The 17,271-nt window shown below is 41.2% G+C and carries 12 protein-coding genes and 2 pseudogenes; 8 read left to right on the forward strand and 6 right to left on the reverse strand.

The annotated features are described in order from the left end of the window. Positions 1 to 105 precede the first annotated feature (105 nt). The 4 genes from N1I87_RS05115 to N1I87_RS05130 all read left to right on the forward strand — a co-directional run bounded on the left by N1I87_RS05115 (position 106) and on the right by N1I87_RS05130 (position 4,671). Complete coding sequence (locus N1I87_RS05115; protein ID WP_003353085.1) at positions 106 to 1,287, forward strand: IS701 family transposase; 1,182 nt, start codon at positions 106 to 108, stop codon at positions 1,285 to 1,287. Positions 1,288 to 1,386: 99 nt separating this feature from the next. Beyond that, positions 1,387 to 2,379: an aliphatic sulfonate ABC transporter substrate-binding protein gene (locus N1I87_RS05120; protein WP_341100883.1), complete on the forward strand. Its 993-nt coding sequence runs from the start codon at positions 1,387 to 1,389 to the stop codon at positions 2,377 to 2,379. Positions 2,380 to 2,392: 13 nt separating this feature from the next. After that, positions 2,393 to 3,187, forward strand: coding sequence for an ABC transporter permease (locus N1I87_RS05125; protein WP_341100886.1), 795 nt, complete (start codon positions 2,393 to 2,395; stop codon positions 3,185 to 3,187). Then, positions 3,187 to 4,671 (forward strand): 4-hydroxyphenylacetate 3-hydroxylase family protein, encoded by a 1,485-nt coding sequence (locus N1I87_RS05130; protein ID WP_341100887.1) that lies wholly within the window; start codon positions 3,187 to 3,189, stop codon positions 4,669 to 4,671. The genes N1I87_RS05125 and N1I87_RS05130 overlap by 1 nt, the downstream gene beginning before the upstream one ends. Positions 4,672 to 5,403: 732 nt before the next feature. Here the strand turns inward: N1I87_RS05130 and N1I87_RS05135 are convergent. Beyond that, entirely contained in the window at positions 5,404 to 5,748 is a 345-nt protein-coding gene (locus N1I87_RS05135; protein WP_341100888.1) for a hypothetical protein, read from the reverse strand. A gap of 1,606 nt (positions 5,749 to 7,354) precedes the next feature. Between N1I87_RS05135 and N1I87_RS05140 the strand changes: the two genes are divergently transcribed. Beyond that, positions 7,355 to 7,672 (forward strand): IDEAL domain-containing protein, encoded by a 318-nt coding sequence (locus tag N1I87_RS05140; protein ID WP_341100889.1) that lies wholly within the window; start codon positions 7,355 to 7,357, stop codon positions 7,670 to 7,672. A gap of 341 nt (positions 7,673 to 8,013) precedes the next feature. Continuing rightward, complete coding sequence (locus N1I87_RS05145; protein ID WP_341100890.1) at positions 8,014 to 8,544, forward strand: GNAT family N-acetyltransferase; 531 nt, start codon at positions 8,014 to 8,016, stop codon at positions 8,542 to 8,544. Positions 8,545 to 8,698: 154 nt separating this feature from the next. Here the strand turns inward: N1I87_RS05145 and N1I87_RS05150 are convergent. The 4 genes and pseudogenes from N1I87_RS05150 to N1I87_RS05160 all read right to left on the reverse strand — a co-directional run. Next, a pseudogene (locus tag N1I87_RS05150) lies at positions 8,699 to 9,249 on the reverse strand (cupin domain-containing protein); the annotation flags it as partial. A 170-nt stretch (positions 9,250 to 9,419) separates the two neighbouring features. Continuing rightward, positions 9,420 to 10,586, reverse strand: coding sequence for an IS256 family transposase (locus N1I87_RS05155; RefSeq protein WP_341100373.1), 1,167 nt, complete (start codon positions 10,584 to 10,586; stop codon positions 9,420 to 9,422). A 103-nt stretch (positions 10,587 to 10,689) separates the two neighbouring features. Then, positions 10,690 to 10,806: pseudogene (locus N1I87_RS17985) on the reverse strand (cupin domain-containing protein); the annotation flags it as partial. A gap of 482 nt (positions 10,807 to 11,288) precedes the next feature. After that, positions 11,289 to 12,662, reverse strand: a complete 1,374-nt coding sequence (locus tag N1I87_RS05160) for an IS1380-like element ISGsp2 family transposase (protein ID WP_044899598.1) — start codon at positions 12,660 to 12,662, stop codon at positions 11,289 to 11,291. Between the two features lie 802 nt (positions 12,663 to 13,464). Here N1I87_RS05160 and N1I87_RS05165 point away from each other — a divergent pair. Beyond that, positions 13,465 to 14,121, forward strand: coding sequence for a Type 1 glutamine amidotransferase-like domain-containing protein (locus N1I87_RS05165; protein ID WP_341100891.1), 657 nt, complete (start codon positions 13,465 to 13,467; stop codon positions 14,119 to 14,121). A gap of 306 nt (positions 14,122 to 14,427) precedes the next feature. Continuing rightward, positions 14,428 to 15,306 (forward strand): IS982-like element ISGsp1 family transposase, encoded by an 879-nt coding sequence (locus tag N1I87_RS05170; RefSeq protein ID WP_011231214.1) that lies wholly within the window; start codon positions 14,428 to 14,430, stop codon positions 15,304 to 15,306. Positions 15,307 to 15,394: 88 nt separating this feature from the next. Here N1I87_RS05170 and N1I87_RS05175 read toward each other — a convergent pair whose 3' ends face one another. After that, positions 15,395 to 16,789, reverse strand: a complete 1,395-nt coding sequence (locus N1I87_RS05175) for an APC family permease (RefSeq protein WP_341100893.1) — start codon at positions 16,787 to 16,789, stop codon at positions 15,395 to 15,397. Between the last annotated feature and the right edge of the window lie 482 nt (positions 16,790 to 17,271).

Consider the following 17,271-nt stretch of genomic DNA (forward strand, 5'->3'; position numbering starts at 1 on the left):
AAATTCGCTAACATAAATTTACAACCAAACAAAAAAGAAGACATGAACCCGATTCCTTGGTTAGAATAGATGTGCCACAACTACTCACAAGGGGGTTCATGTCTCATGAATAGATTAGCACATCACCTAGGAATCCACAAGTTTTTGACGATGTTGGGGTTGGCACTTTATTTCTCAAAACCTGTCATGAAGCATCTCGTTCATATCGTGGATGCGATGATTACAAAGGGCTTTTCGGGAACACTGACCGATCTACATCACGGGAGTTTTCATCCGAACCATCGCACGACACTCAGCCATTTTTTCACGAAAAGCCCATGGGAAGAAGAGACGTTGCTTCGCAAACTCCAGCAGTGGGTGCTTCATCGTGTCGAACGCAGCTCGAAACGAGAGAATCAACCCATTTTTGTTTCGATCGATGATACGATTTGCCAAAAAACGAAGCCCTCGTCACGGGCAACACACGCCATTCAAGGGTGTGATTGGCACTATTCTCACGCAGAGAAAAAGTCGATCTGGGGACATTCTCTCGTTTGGCTCATGGTTCATACGATGACCCAAGCGTTTCCTTTTGCCTTTCGCCTCTACGACAAGACGGCGGGGAAAAGCAAAGGGGAACTCGCGATCGAGATGCTTTCTTCGTTGGATGTGAGTCGACCCGTTTATGTGCTCATGGACTCTTGGTATCCATCGAAAACCCTCGTGGGAGCCTGCTTGAAAAAAGGGTTCCACGTCATCGCGATGCTCAAGACGAATCGGATTCTCTATCCAAAAGGGACGGCCATTCAAGCAAAGGAATTTGCCAAATCTATGGAGCCACGGGATACCCGCCTCGTCACGGTGGGAAAAGAGCGTTATCGGGTGTATCGCTACGAAGGTGCTCTGAACGGTCTCAAGGATGCCGTGGTGCTGCTCGCATGGAAAGCCGATCAGCCGATGACACCGAAACATCTTCATTGCGTCTTGAGCACCGATCGCGAGCTAAGCGATGAAGACATCTTGTGCTACTATGCCGAGCGTTGGTCGATCGAATGTTTTTTCCGTCAAGCGAAAGACCAGCTGAAACTCGATGGATACCGCGTTCGCGGGCGTCGGGCGGTGAAACGGTATTGGATCTTGGTGCAACTTGCGTATGTGTACAGCATGTTCGAGTCGAACAGTGATGTTTCGGATGGGCTCGATCTCCTGCGCAAGAGAAAAGGACATAGCCTCGTGGAGTTCATTTATCGTGCAGCAAAACAAAATATTCCCATTGATGCCGTGAAAAAACAGCTCCACGTGGCATAAGGGGTACCCCGTTTGTCTCTTTTTCGTATGGTAATCATTGTTAATAAAAATGCTCATCTACAGATTCTAATTCAATCCATTGAAAGAGGGATCTTTCCGATGATCTCAAAAACGTATAAAATGGCCGTTATGATTTTCGTTATGACCGTGGTATGGATTCTTGATGGCTGTAGTCACTCCGTTTCCCAAGAATCCGAAGTGAAAACTGTCAAACTGGATTATGCTTACTACAATCCGGTGAGTCTAGTTCTGAAAGAAAAGAAATGGTTGGAAGACGATTTGAAAAAGGATGGAATCGGAGTTGAATGGATTTTTAGCGCCGGAAGTAATAAATCGCTGGAGCTTTTGAATAGCAGGAGCATTGACTTTGGTTCGACATCGGGAGCCTCGGCTTTACTAGGAAGGGCAAATGGAAACCCAATCAAATCGATTTATGTTTTTTCTAAGCCAGAGTGGACAGCTTTAGTTGTTCGTGCCGATTCCCCTATTAAAAATATAAAAGATTTGAAAGGCAAAAAGATAGCTGTTACTCGAGGAACGGACCCTTACATATTTTTGCTGCGGGCATTGGGTACTGCGGGATTGAGTGAAAAAGATGTAGAAATCGTGCAACTGCAACACCCCGATGGTAAAACGGCCTTAGAAAAGGGGGATGTAGACGCATGGGCAGGACTCGATCCATATATGGCGCAAACAGAGATAGAGAAACACTCAAAATTGTTTTTCCGCAACCCGGATTGGAATACGTACGGATTTCTTAATGTAAGGGAAGAGTTTGCAAAAGACCATCCCGAGATTGTGAAAAAAGTGCTTAAAGCTTATGAAAAGGCTAGAAAATGGGCATTAGAAAATCCGGACGAGTTTGAGAAATTAGTGGCAGCAGAAAGTAAACAAAGCGATAAAGTCGCCGCAAAAGTGATCCACCGAACAGATTTGACCAATCCGGTCATTGGGGAGGTCCACAAACGGACCATAGAAGCGTCGGGAGAAGTGTTATTGAAAAGCGGTGCAATGGATAAATCCGTCGATATTAAGAAAACGGCCGACAATTTAATTGATCCGGAGTATATCGAAAACATCAACAAGAAGTAAAGGAGGAAAGCGGTTGCGTCAATGGAAGAAACATTTCTTTATCACAGGTATGGGGCTGATCATTCCAATATTCATCATCATCTTGTGGCAATCCCTTTCTATTAACGGTTTGATTCCCCCTAATATTATGCCTTCTCCCTTGAAGATTGTTTCCACCATCGTAGATTTGTTTCGGGGAGGAGAGCTCATGGAACACGTCGGAATTACACTATATCGGGTAAGCGTGGGATTTTTGCTTGGAACGGCTGTTGCTTTATCGTTTGGGGTATTGAACGGATATTTTCGTACGTTTCGGTATTTGTTGGATCCACTTATCCAAGCCTTGCGAAATATCCCTTCCTTGGCTTGGGTACCGTTATTTCTTTTATGGATGGGCATAAGCGAGACTTCCAAAATATCCTTGATTGCTTTAGGTGTTTTTTTCCCGGTTTATCTTAATTTAGTGTCTGGTATTCAAGGAGTGGACCGACGTTTACTGGAAGTAGGATTGGTGCACGGTTATCATGGCTGGAGATTGATTCGTCATTTTTTTCTGCCTGCGGCTCTGCCTTCGTTCATTGTAGGACTGAGAAGCGGGCTTGGATTAGGATGGATGTTTGTTGTAGCGGCGGAGATCATGGGGGCAAGCAAGGGATTAGGCTTTCTTATGATGGATGGTCAAACGACAGGGCGACCAGCTATTATCGTGGCCAGCATTTTATTGTTTGCTTTGTTTGGAAAATGCACCGATTATTTCTTGGAGCTGGTAGGACGTCGAATTCTTGCTTGGCAAGACAGCTACCAATCCTTGGAAAGGGGAAACGTTTAATGAATAAGAATAGCATGATAAACAAGACACGTGGCAAAAAATATTTGGACAGTTTGAAAGATGGAAGGAACGTGTGGCTGAATGGGAGCATCGTGGAGGATGTCACTGCGCACCCCGCCTTTACGGGAACGCTGTCTACCATCGAGCGGTTGTTCAATATGCTCGATCATCCGGAAGAGAAGCAATTGGTCGGCTTTCAACCGCCTGGTTCAGACACATATGTCCATAGTTCATTTCTTGTACCTAGAAATCAAGACGATTTGCGGAAGAGAAGCATCGCTTTTAAATATTGGGCGGATGAAACGCATGGAGTGATGAGCCGTCTTTCGGAATACGCCCGCTCACTCGTAACCGGGTGGTATGCTGCCAGAGAGCAGCTGGCCCAGTTGGATCCGCGGTTTGCTTATAAGATTGCGGATTATTACGAGAAGGCACGGGACAATGATTTGTTTGTAGCCAATGCATTGCTCGATCCACAGGTAGACCGTTCCAAAGGATTGGAAGATTTCGATGCGGCCGATCGCATTCTGCATATCGTTAAAGAAACGGAGGACGGTTTGATCTTAAGGGGTGCCAAGATGATAGCCACCGCCGCTCCTTATGCACACGATTTTCTTATATTCCCTTTTCATAAAATCAAAGAGGAATATGCGAAACATGCACATGCCTTGATCGTTCCCGCCAATTCGTCGGGACTGCATATCGTATGCCGGGAACCGTTCACTTCTGATCGTGAACAAGATCATCTTTTGAGCGCTTCTTTCGACGAAATGGATGCTGTATTATTTTTTGACGACGTTCTAGTTCCTTGGGAAAGAGTGCTCATTCACGGGAATGCGGAAGCAGTATGGAAGTTTCGGATGAATCGGACCGCTAATTCTCTCGCTTTTCATCAAACGGTCGTGAGGCTGTTAAGCAAACTTGAGTTTGTGACCGGTGTCGCCATCGCCATTGCAGAAGCGATTGGGGTTTCCGGATATTTGCATATTCAAGAAAAATTGGGGGAACTCATTACCCAAGTCGAAACGATTCATTCGCTGTTGGTTGCCTCGGAGGCGCAAGCTGAAAGGGACGAGACCGGCACGTTTATTCCTGCTCTTAAACCAATTGATACGGCGCGCATTCTAGGATCTCAATACTATCCGCGTGCGATAGAAATTTTACAGCAAATCGGTGCGGGGGGCTTCGTTCAAGTTCCGTCTACATTGGAAGAAATAAACGGGCCCATTTCAGAATTAATGCATAAATATTTTGCCGGAGCAACGGTGGGAGCCGAAGAAAAAGTCAAACTGTTTAAGCTGGCTTGGGACTTGTTTGGGAGCCAATTGGGTTCCAGACACGAATTATATGAAAGATATTATGCAGGAGATCCTGTAAGAGCCTTGGCCAATATATATACGAATGCGGAAAAACAGCAATATACAAAGCCGGTTTGGGAGTTTTTGCAAAGTAAGTCTCACGTCAAAAATGGATCACGATTATGAGAACGGGCTGATGCACTAAAAGCTCTCTGAAGGAAGTCTCGCTTTATCCCGCATAAGGGAGAGTAAGCTCCCCCGCAGGATGGGAAGAATCAAGAAAAGTCTGAGAGGAGCCACTCTCCCTAAATGCCCGATTAGTTCAATTAACCTTCAGGAGGATAAGAAACCTCCTGAAGGAAGTTTCGCTTTATCCCGCACATAAGGGAGAGTAAGCTCCCTCACAGTGAAGGGAAAAATCGAGAGAAGTCTGAGAGGAGCGACTCTCCCTAAATGCCCGATTAGCTCAACTAACCTTCAGGAGGATAAGAAACCTCCTGAAGGAAGTTTCGCTTTATCCCGCATAAGGGAGAGTAAGCTCCCCCCGCAGGATGGGAAGAATCAAGAAAAGTCTGAGAGGAGCCACTCTCCCTAAATGCCCGATTAGTTCAACTAGCCTTCAGGAGGATAAGAAACCTCCTGAAGGAAGTTTCACTTTATCCCGCACATAAGGGAGAGTAAGCTTTTGAGATTTGGAAAAATCGAAGCAGGGCGATTTTCCTTTTTTATGAACATAAGTACTGTAGTTGTTAAAAAAGAAAAGCCCCTAGTAAGGGCAATTTCGTGAAATGAACATTCATTACAGACCAGCATTTTCTGATATGTGATGTCATTTCCAATAATGAAAGCTTTTTTCTAATTGATTTTTGCATCACCAATGTCTAATGGCTATTATATAGCAAAAAAATGTAAATCCTCTTATGCTTTTGTATCGATTTTATTTATTAAAGTTTCATCCTTGTCGACAAGGCCTAATTGAAATGCCTTGGATATAATATCTTTTACTTTTAATGTAAATTCAGGGTCTTTACTATAATTCATTTGTATTTGAAGCGCATCTTTATGAAATTTAGACATTTCCCCGGCGTTTTCTTTGTTTACAACTTTATTTTCATTCAAAAGTTCGTTAAATTGCTCAAAAGAAATATCTTTCGATTTTCCACCGACAAATTCAGCTCCATCCTTTATGCTTTTTTGAAATTCAGCAAATAATGTCAATCGAGTATAGGCAGCAAAAGTTGGGTCATATGGTTTGATTTGCATTTTTTCCTCCTATTTATTAACTGTAATGAATGGATTGTCATAAATTGTATGATTGGGTGGATAAGGATATATTCTGACGTACCCATGAAACCGCAGAAAGTGGGATACCTATCTATTTTATTTTCCCTATAAGGATATTGGTTGAATCCGATACATAACCATCTGATAACGCCTGAAATGTACTAGATGCGATATTATTACCGTTGTTATTTACTCTAATCTATTGGCTTGTATGGTTCCTTCAACATAGACTGCACAATATATCCATTTTCGCCACTCATCGGTGCACTCGCAGACTGTTGATTAAAACCAATTATTTCAAGTTCCATTTCTCCGTCTGATGTTATCCCAATAAATTGAATGTTTGTTAACGCTGGGGCTGGAGCTGCATGTGCTGTTCCACTAAACATAATGGAATAGCTAGTAAACTCACTAAGAATACGGATAGTACCTTTTTTATAAATATTTCCTCTTTTTTATAATTTTTCAACAACCAACTATAATTATTTTATACGAAAAATTTAAAAAATTGAACCTTTTGTACTATACAAATGAAAAAATTCTATATTTATGTCTTATTAATCCTATGAAAAGTTAATCTCGAATAATTCCGATAAAAGCTCTGGAAGGGTTTGATCGCATCCATATGTTTAATAGAGTTGTAGTTTGCAAAGTTTTGGATAACAGTTTTTGATTCTAACACCAAACTGGCAGGAAATTTCTTTTATATTCATTTCATCCGGATATGAATGGAACTACGTTGTTAGTCCGTTCTGCCCAGCATCCGCTTTCCTGAATGCCATACCTTTTTTGATCCATGATTTTATTTACAGATCCATAAAAATTGGGCTCAATTTGTCAATCCTCTATCACACCAATCCATTTTCAAGTTCCTCTTTCATCAGAAATTTTTTTGCCATTATACAATCTGTCCCTTTTCTGAAAACAACGACAACAGGCTAAAAAATAACACGATGAATGCGGCTGGGTGGGGGTTCCTAAGGGCTTAAGGCAAGTAAAAAGCAGACAGTCACAACGACACAAACATCAAACATTTCATAAACATAAACTAAATAAACCAAAAAGAATTCTACTGCTGCAGAATGTCTTTACTCAGCTGGTGAAATGGGACAATTCAAACGGTTTTTTTTGCTGAAGAGGAGGTTGGAATCGAAAATTCCGGGTTTGTTGCGTATTTAAGAAACAAAATCACTATTTTGAAATTAGAAAAGCTCCTTTGTCCAAAACGTGATTCGGGACTGGAACGTTTTGTCGTTTTTGATGTTTTCTTTAAGGACGAGCTTAAAGCCAAAATAATGACGAAACCATAAAACGGCTACTTTTAGTGAGAATTTATTTAGCTGTACTTGTAAAGAGACTACATCTGCAAAATGAAATGGTGGTTTGTAAGTTCGAATATCAATGTGTGTTGTCGTGATGAGTATTTTTTTGAAAAGCGAGAGTAAATGTAAGTGGTTACATTTATTGTTGGCGATGGGTGTTACGGAAGAGCGTATCGGAGTGATTTAGGATCTGGATTATTTAGAAGTGAGGCATTGCTTTAGATGGTGAGAATGAAAACTGAATGAGGGGAAGAGAATGGATCATGGTACGAGTAGGAGATTGGGTGAAGGTGCGTTTATCTGAATATGATGTGATCGGTTATGTAGTGTGGATTTTTGATTATTCAGTGGAAATTCAAAAAACGATTTGTGTCCGAAATGGTGAAATAGAGCCAATCGAAAAGCGACTGGGAACCTATTCGCTATATGAAATAAACCTTATTCCGGATATGATTCACCCTGAAGATTTAAAAGAATTGATTGATATGGCATTAGATCAACATGACCGGCAATGGTTCGAGGAACTAATGAAGAAGAAAAACAGGACTCTAACAAAACTGTACAAGCAGACGAGACAATGAATAGGATGAAAGAAATGACTCCTTTCTTAAAAGTTCATTTTTAAAAAAGCGAAATTGCTTAAAAGCGCCCTTATTCTTCCATTGAGTAAGGGCTTTTTGTCCATTGTGAGGCGCGTCTACATTTAATGTAATGTATGGATAAATAGATTCTCCTAATGATCTTTGTACAAGGCAAAGAGTTTATATAGAAAAGGAATTATAGCAAAGATTGTCGAACTGATAGGGAAAGGCAGCAGTTACAGAAAGAGAAAAAACGCATGGGGAGAGTTAGTGAATAAGAAATCCTTAATCGTCTCTAGATGTTAAGGATAATAAATTAGTTGAAGGGGGAGAGCGGTGTCATGATTGAACTTGAATATTTTGAACGTCCAGATTTTAATCAGCTGATTCGTTGGATTGATTCACCGGAATTTTTACTTCAGTGGGGAGGACCTCAATTTGATTACCCGCTGAACGAAAGTCAATTAAAAAAGTACATTGAGAATGCAAATCATGATACCTCTGATACTTTGGTTTATAAAGTGATACATAAAGAAACAGGGAATGTGATCGGCCATATTTCTCTGGGGAAAATAGACAGGAAAAATAAATCAGCAAGAATAGGGAAAGTTTTAGTGGGAGAAAAAAATTTAAGAGGTCTAGGGATAGGTTCATTGATGGTAAAAGAACTATTGAAAATAGCCTTCGAAGAACTAAAATTACATAGAGTTAGTCTTGGCGTATTTGACTTTAATGAATCTGGGATCGCTTGTTATGAAAAGGTTGGTTTTAAAAAAGAAGGATTGCTCAGAGATTGCAGAAAAACAGGAAATGATTATTGGAGCTTATGGGAGATGAGCATTTTAGAACAGGAGTGGTTTGATCAAAAATGAATTCTTGATGCACACTGTGAAGGAAGAGCTGGACTTCCATCTGTGGTGCGGGATTAGCAGCAGAATTAGGTTGTAACTAATGAACAGGGAGAAATTTGCTTCCCCCTTAAATCCATACGGATAAAAAGCATGAATCGGGAATTCCGTTGGTGCTTCAATATTCGTTGTATCCCGAATGATGAGGCTGCTGATATGGTTGATAGTATGGATAATGAGAGGAATGACGGATTTCGTTCTGGCTATGATGGGCCAATCTAGTTTGTTCCTTTTGATATTGCTCGCGATGACAGTTTTTGTATGGACCTATAAAGGTATTGGGTTGAATAGGAGCGATCGTTTTTTTCCATTCATTTTCATTGAGGCAGTAGGTATGGGCTATGATATTCGGTGGGGTAAATTTCAAAAGATCTGAACCTAAAATCACTTCAGGAGTCGGTGCGTTAAATATGGCTAGAAGATGTGTATGATCTTTCGTCGCTGCTTCGTAATGCCACCATCCTTGTGGAACATTGACTACTTGGCCTGGTTTTATGGGATAGTTATGGATTTGTTTGGTAAATGGATTGAAGAAGGAAACGACGGCAGCTCTGAAATACAATAAACTAGCTCTGCCGCATTTTGGTGATAATGTGGCTCGATCACATTATTTTTGCTTAAGAAAATATCCAATAAAGAAATATTTTCTAATGTGTTTAACTGTTCGAGGTACCGTCAAGAATTTTGTGTAATGTAAGATAGATAGGGTATCTCTGAAATAGATTTAGAATAGAGGGGAAGACTGGTTTCCTCCATACAGGAGACTGAATATTCAGTCTCCTGTATGGAAAGAGAGAATCCCCCTTATAAAATCAACCTCATTGATTTACATTATTTGGTTAATTATAACGTTCTTCAAACATTCGTTGAAGGGCTTCATGTGCTTCGGCAAATCCTCGCAATTTTCGTCCTGCCCATTTCTCATTAAAATCTTGGATGGTCAAATACACGACTTTTTCAGCGGCTTCTAAACTACTCAAACTGTTCATCGGCTTTAGACGTTTCCGAATCTCTTTGATCGTTCGTTCAATGGCATTGGTCGTGTAAATCACACTTCGAATACTGCTTGGATAATCCATAAATGTAAGGAGGACATCCAACTCATTGGCCCAAGATTGAACTTCTCTCGGATACTTGTTCGACCATTTCGACTCAAACTGTTGAAACATCTGTAACGCCATCTCCTTATTCGGTGCGCGATAAATCAGTTTGAGATCCTCTGCCACTTCAAATTGATCTTTTTTCCGAACACGATTTAAGGTATTACGTACTTTGTGAACGACACAGCGCTGCACATCGGCTTTCGGATAAACCGCCTTAAAGGCTTCCTCTAGCCCCGGAAGGCCATCAAATACGCCCAGAAGCACTTCCTGTAATCCTCTCTTGTAGAGATTGTGGAGAATCTCTTGCCACCCATAGGCACTTTCTTGTCCTCCTACGAAGAAGTCGAGAATTTCACGATACCCTTCTTCGTTTACACCTAACACGACATAAATGACCTCTTTTTCTACCGTATCTCGACGAAGTTTCACGTACAACCCATCCAAATATAAGACCGAATAACGCTTGGGTAGGGGGCGATTATGCCATTTCTCGATGTCTTCCCTTACCACATCCGTGATATGGCTAATCGTTGTTGGTGAGTAGGCATTTCCTAAAATTCGTTCGATAAACTTGCCAATTTCACGCGTACTCATCCCACTTTGATACATCTTGATGACGGCTTCCTCGAGCCAGCCGGTATGGCGTTGGTAAGGGGCAAACAGCTGCGTTTGAAATTCCCCGTTTCGGTCTCTTGGAACAGAAAGTCCTTCGATACGACCATACTGCGTGTCTAGGTTTCGATGGTAATAGCCGTTTCTTCTATTCGACGTTCCCTCTTGTTCCATTTCGAGGAAAGTCTGGATTTCTTCCTTCATGATCAGCTCTAATTTTTCCTTTACAAACTCACGAATAACGTTTTCCAGTTGATTCATCCAATCTATATTCGATATACTTTTAGACATAGGTAGGGTACTCCTTTCTCTAAGATTTTTGCCAAATCAGAGAATACCCTACCTTTTTCTTTTGGTCTAGCCAAATGCTTGACACAAAATTTTATACATCATCCTGTTCGACCCCTAATACATTGATAAAGTTGTGTTTATCTTTTGTGAACGCATTGCTTTTGTTTACATCGAAAGTGAATTGAGTGTGAGGTGATGTGTAATCCATATACAAAACCATGGTTCATTCATCCTTTTATTTGAATATTGTGATTACAAACTAATTTATGTCAATACGTATTAAGCAGTGCGTGTACCTATCATGATGGATGAACGCAAAAAGTTTGCAGCACAGCACTTGATGGTATGAAACTCAGTAATCATTAAATGAAAAGGCACCGATATAAAATCGGTGCCCAAAAGTGGCTGTGTTGGCAGAGCTTTGAATTTTTACCAATCAAAGCCCGAGAAGAATGATATCAGTTTTGGTTTATTAATGTCGATGATAAAATAATGCCTGAATCCGTGATGAATTGAAATCGACTTTGATTTTGTTGTAATTTTGATGGATTGATAATCCATAAAACCCTTTTTATGCTTATGACCTATGTCATCTCTATTTCCGAAAATGGAACCAATCTCTTTTTTAGGTATACGAACCAAAAAAAGAGACAAAAAAGCACAGGGAGTGACGTTGGACATCAGCGACCGAACATTCGTTCGTTATCTTGCCTCTCTCCATTTCTGATAGACGTTCAGTAGGGGCTCGCTATAACCACTCCTTCGCGTCAGTTTCATCCAGATCTGTCGTGATCGACGGACGAGTCGCCCTGCCATCGTGATCACCGTCTGAATAATCGTCTTGATGCGGCGGCGTTTCACTTTGTGGTGCAACGGATGTCTCGGATCGCTTAATAGATCTTGTCCAATCAGACGAAGAAGATTGTAAACGAAGGCTCCCATGACCAACACGAGCGCATTCGTTTTCATCTTCCCAGATGGAAGCCGCTCTAAATCTAAGTCGCTCTTCAGTTCGCTATGAAACTGTTCGCATGTCGCATGGTCATGATACAACGCGAGCACATCGCTCATTCGAACATGCTCGTATCCTTTGAGCCGCACCCAATAGCTTTCCACTTCATAATCAGGAACGAGCATCAGCTGTCCATTGCGTTCCATCGTCCGTTCCGTTACTTGGGTGACTTGAACGTACGTATACGTGTTTCCATCGATCGCTGCCTTCTGTGGAAGGCATAGCTCATAGGTTTGTACTCCTTCGCTTTGTCCATCATCGACACGTTTGCCCTTTTGCGAAGCGATCTGGAACCAAAGCGCTTTCGATTCTCGGCGTAAGTTTCGCTTGATGACAAAGTCCACGTCTTCCTTTAGGCATACGTGCACATTCGCTTCTGCATCGTTTCCTGCATCCATGCGAACAAGCAGACGAGATGAAGTCAGTTGACGAGCTCGACGGATAGCGGTGACTAAAAACGAGGGCATGTTGTCTTGCACATGTTGTTTCCCTGGACGCAACTCGGCATGAACGAGATACCCTTCCTTCCCTGCATACGCAAACAACGGTGTAAAACCGTCAAATCCTTTATACGTTCGACTGACTCCTTCTTTTTTCGTATCGGAGTTGTCAAATGGGGAACCATCTATATCAAGGGGAAGCCATGTCGTCTTTCCTTTGGTCCAACAAGGGGACAAAGTGGCATGTCGTTGAATCAACAGACGTATGGACTCCTCCCAAAGAATCGTTTCGGTCATCGGAAGACAAGCGAGCTGATCGAGTCGTTGTCGCAAGGTTGGAGAGGAAGGCACGTGCTGAATCCCCATCGATGCCGAAAAGATATCGTCCTGACGATACGCTTCGATATGATCGAAATCCGTTTTTCCTGTGGCAAGCAAGCCAATCATCGAGCGAATGACATCGCTATGGGAAATGTGCACTTCTCGACGAACCGTTGGAAGCCGAAGTGCGTTTACCCGTTTATCCAGTTTCGTTCGATGGAGTAAGTAGCCAACGAGAGCAAGCCCAGCACTTGGGGTAATCGCTTCATCTGTCAATACAAACCGAATCGGGAAATCTTTCATCACATCACCTACTTGATGAAGAATCGTCAACGTCGTTTTTCCTTATCGTATCAACGGTTTGCGACCATTGTAAAGATGTTTTGTCACGGATTCAGGTAATGGTTTTATTTACAAATATTGTATTATATCCAAAAAATAAAAACGCCAAGATCTTTTCCGACATGCCAGAATCGTCTTGCCTTAGGGAAAATCTTGTATAGATATTGATGAAGTTGTCCTTATTTAAAATGCAAATTTTATCGTAAAGGATAGGCGGGTAAGATAGTTTCGATACCGCCACATGGGTGCGAAAAACGCGTTGGCAGTGCGGAAAGCTAGAGCATATGTCTAAGATCGTGGATCGTTTTTTTTTTCACTTATGAGATATTATGAAAATGCCCTACTACAAAAAGAAGGCAGTTTGCTGCATTAATAGCAGCATTTATTAGGGTAACCAGGGTCAACAACCACATTTCTTGTAACAGGTCTGTAAATATGTCTAGGGACATTGACGATGTTGTATCTATTGACATTTACGACTGGATGAATGTAGGGCACTTGACGAGGGACAAAATGATCTCGGACACGATGTATTGGCGGACACACAATAGGTCTATGACGATGATGCATCTATGAAACACCTCCTAATGTTTGTAGTATATTACATGCAAAAGCAAGTCCTTTTGAAACGACAGTTATCATGAGAAAAAGGTACAATTTTATAGAAGATATCCATTTCGCTAATATCTAGTTTGAGGACGAAAGATTCGTAGAGAAAGGAATTTTGTATTTTTACGGTATTGTCGAAAAAGAGGGGGATTCAGTGATTAGGTATTTATTAAGCAAGATCGATTTTCATCATCATTTTGATGAAAAAATGGCTGACTTCATGAAAAGAGATATAAAAGAAGAGAAAATAGTATTCATTCCAACATCACCAGATGAAAAGATAACCACTCAAAAATATGTTGAAGAAACTTTACGGTTTTTTGAAAAAGCCCAAATTTATTTTAAAAAGTCAGTCACTTTATACAGTGATATGGATCCAGAAGCAATGTCAAAAGAAATAAAGGGTGCTTCAGTTCTATATTTAATGGGTGGAAATACCTTGCGGCAGTACGATTTTATCGTTCATCACAATCTTCAATCCGTTTTAAAAGAATTTAAAGGAGTCGTAATCGGAATCAGTGCTGGTGCCATAAATATGTGCAGAAAAGCAATCCTTACACCTATCCATGAAGTAGAAGAAGTGCACCTATATAATGGTCTAGATTTAGTAAGTTTCAGTGTCGAGGTCCATTTCGAACACGGCAATAAAATCCACGAACAAATGGTTTTAAATATTGCTGGAAAGATTGATAACGAATTATATTGCATTTCGGATTTCTCTGCCATTAGGATGGACGATCATGGTCATATGTCCATTATTGGAAGCGGAGTTTATAAAGTTTCGGGGAATGAGATATTAAAATTGTCATAACTAAAACACGAATATACAGAAAGATGATTCGACAATAGAGATTCTTTGTCATAGTAGGTTCAACTTGTGAGCATTTAAATCCGTGTTTTCTGTGATGATCAATGACCGAATGGGAAGGAAGAGTTTACTCATCCAAAAAGGAGATGATTGAAAACATCATCTCCTTTTACAGTGTTCTCTATGAAGGAAAGATCTATTTTAACCCGTGGTGCTAGATAAAACTCAGACAAGCATAAAAATAGCCCTTGCTGGCGGATCTCCAGTAGAATGAAAGTGTCACCCAACATTCGAAAGGAGAGATCCCCCATGCAAGAGCACTTTCATTTTACTACAGATCCAGCCAAACTTCAAAAACAATATGCCGCTATTTTCTGTTTTGTTTCTGCCCAACTGTCGTTGATTCAAATGTATCTTCATCGCCGCAACCGTCACTTGGTCAAGCAAGAAGACGAAGTGGTCATGGCGGTTCACCTTTTGGGGAAGCTGCTGGGCTTTTCTTCCGAACGAGCCTGGCATCGTTTTGTCACGGGAAATTTGTTCACAAACGGCTCGTTTCTTGAACGCTCCCGATACAACCGCCGCTGCCGAGCGCTTGGTTTCGCCATCAAATGGATCCGTCATGAGCTGGCGAAACGTGGCCAACACCATGCTTATGCGGTCGTCGACAGCTTGCCTCTTCCGTTGTGCCATCCCGCAAGAATGCAGCGCGTCAAGCGGTTTCGAGGGATCGCGGATATGGGGTATTGTGCTTCCAAAAAGCAATGGTACTACGGTTTCAAGCTGCATCTTCAAGTGACCAATCAAGGGCTGGCCATGGGCTATGTCGTGACGGAAGCGTCCTGCCACGACGTCAAAGCCGCTGAAACGGTGATGACTCAAATCCCTCATCCCTACAACTTTGGGGACAAAGGGTACATCAGCCACGCTCTTCGAGAAAAGCTGTACGAAGAACACCAAGCCGCGTTCTGGACACCGTCTCGACACAATCAAAAGCACGGCCCATCCAAGGCATGGGAAGAATGGATCAGGAAAAAACGCAAAGTCATCGAGACGGTGTTTTCGATTCTCGTAGACCAATACCGGATCACCGACATTCGAGCGAATTCCATTGCCGGGTTTGAAGTGGCACTCGATGGCATCTTGTTGGCTTATTCCTTGGTCACACTAGGGCTGGTTGAGCGCTGACACTCAACTAGCACCACGGGTTATTTTATTTCAAAATGGAGCATGAATATGCAATATCATGCAGATAAATGGAAATTGGATATTAAAATTAACTCGCTTTTTTCAAGACTTCCTTTTTTTCTTTTCTTCCGATTCGATAAAACCAAAAACCTAAAGCGGCAAAGAATATAGGTCCTACTATAAGCGGTGCATATTGTGATACGGTCGTGTCCGGAGCGGGAATCAAAGTTAATAGGATGGTTCCTGTAACGGAAATCAATCCAATGCCTGCAACCACATAAGCTAATGCATTTTTCTTTATTTTGAACGGTCTGACTGTTGCCTGGTCCGTCTTGCGCAGTTTGATATAAGCACAAATTAAAAAGAGATAAGGAATAAAGAAGGCAAGAGTGGCCATAAGGACCAGCATGTTCAAAGCTTTCGAGATAGTCGGAACAAAACCGGAAAGCACTAATATAATGGATACGCCTGCAGCTTGCCAAAGAATCAGGTTGGCGGGCATATCTGTTTTATTCATTTTTGTTAGAAATGGGGGCAGAATCGCTTTTCCGCTGTTATAGAACATGACGCTTGGATTCAAAATTAAAAAGGACAACGCCCCCATCGTTGAAATGGCAAAACAAATCCCAAGCATTTGCGATAATGAAAACGGTAAATGGAACTGTTTTGTCATTTGATCTGCAAATAAGAATAAAGCCGTCGCCGTTTGATCCGGTTTGATGTTAATCACAAATTGAAAAGCGATGGTCCCAAGAATATAGATTCCTCCAATGATGACTGAAGAAATCAAAATGGCTTTTGGAAATGTTTTTTGCGGATTTTTTACGTCGCCAGCGATGGTACCCAGCATTTCCATTCCTGCAAAGGCGAACATCAATGTTGACAAAAACATCACTGTATCTAATGAAAGATGATTAGGCGTCATCGTCCGTACTGAAAATTCTGTTGCTGAATGATGTCCGCTTAGAATACTGGCGAATCCAAAGCCGAAAATTAAGATGACTGGCACAATTAATCCAAGCGGGGTTCCGATGGCCGCCAGTTTCTCGCTCATTTGTGTACCACGCAATGTCAATAACGTAATAACCCAGAAAATAGTTAGGGATATCTCTGTTGTTAATATTTTGTTATGGATCATTTGCTGTTGATTGATGGCATAAGCAATATTCACGATGATTCCAAGTAAGAGGGATGGGTAATAAGTGAAATTTGCCACCCAATAAAACCAACTGCATAAAAAGCTTGCTTTTTGGCCAAAAGCACGGTTTACCCACGCACTCACTCCACCTTGTTCGGGATAGGTTGTCGCCAACTCCGCCACGATTAAACTAATCGGAATAAAGAATAAGAACGCGGCTAAGACCCAAAATACGATAGCAGACGGTCCAACCGTAGCCGCAAAAGGAATATTTTTTAAACCTAATATGGTATTGGTACTGATGATCGTTAAACCCAATGCACCGATCTTCTTTTTTTCTGTCATTGCTGTTTACCCTTTCTTAGTGATTCATGTAATAGATACGATTAATAATACATAGGGTAGAATAATTATGCAACTTATTTTATTAAAATAATATTTTTTCATCAATTATAATTATTTTGTTAATTTTGTTTTTTAGTAGGATGTTCTTTATTATAAAGTCCTAATGTTCATAAACTCACAGGCAATCATGTGTATATCTTTTTTCCAACGGTTAGAAACAAAATCGGATATTCACAAACAGCCTCAGTCTCCTAAAATCAGCATCAGGATTTAGCCTTGTTCTGTTGGCAAGACGCAAGAAAAAGGCTCCCTTATCCATGATGGTTTGGATTGAACACTTCTTATTCTTCATTTAAGATTTCCTCATTTGTATTCTTTTCCATACTTTTTGTTCATGATTGTTCCTTAGTATATTTTTTGACACTATATGCTTTTTTTATAATTATATGCGATTAAAGTGCGTACTTTTAAAAGATGATTGT

This window comes from Bacillus sp. FSL W8-0102, from assembly GCF_038007225.1.
Lineage (GTDB): Bacteria > Bacillota > Bacilli > Bacillales > DSM-4216 > Bacillus_O > Bacillus_O smithii.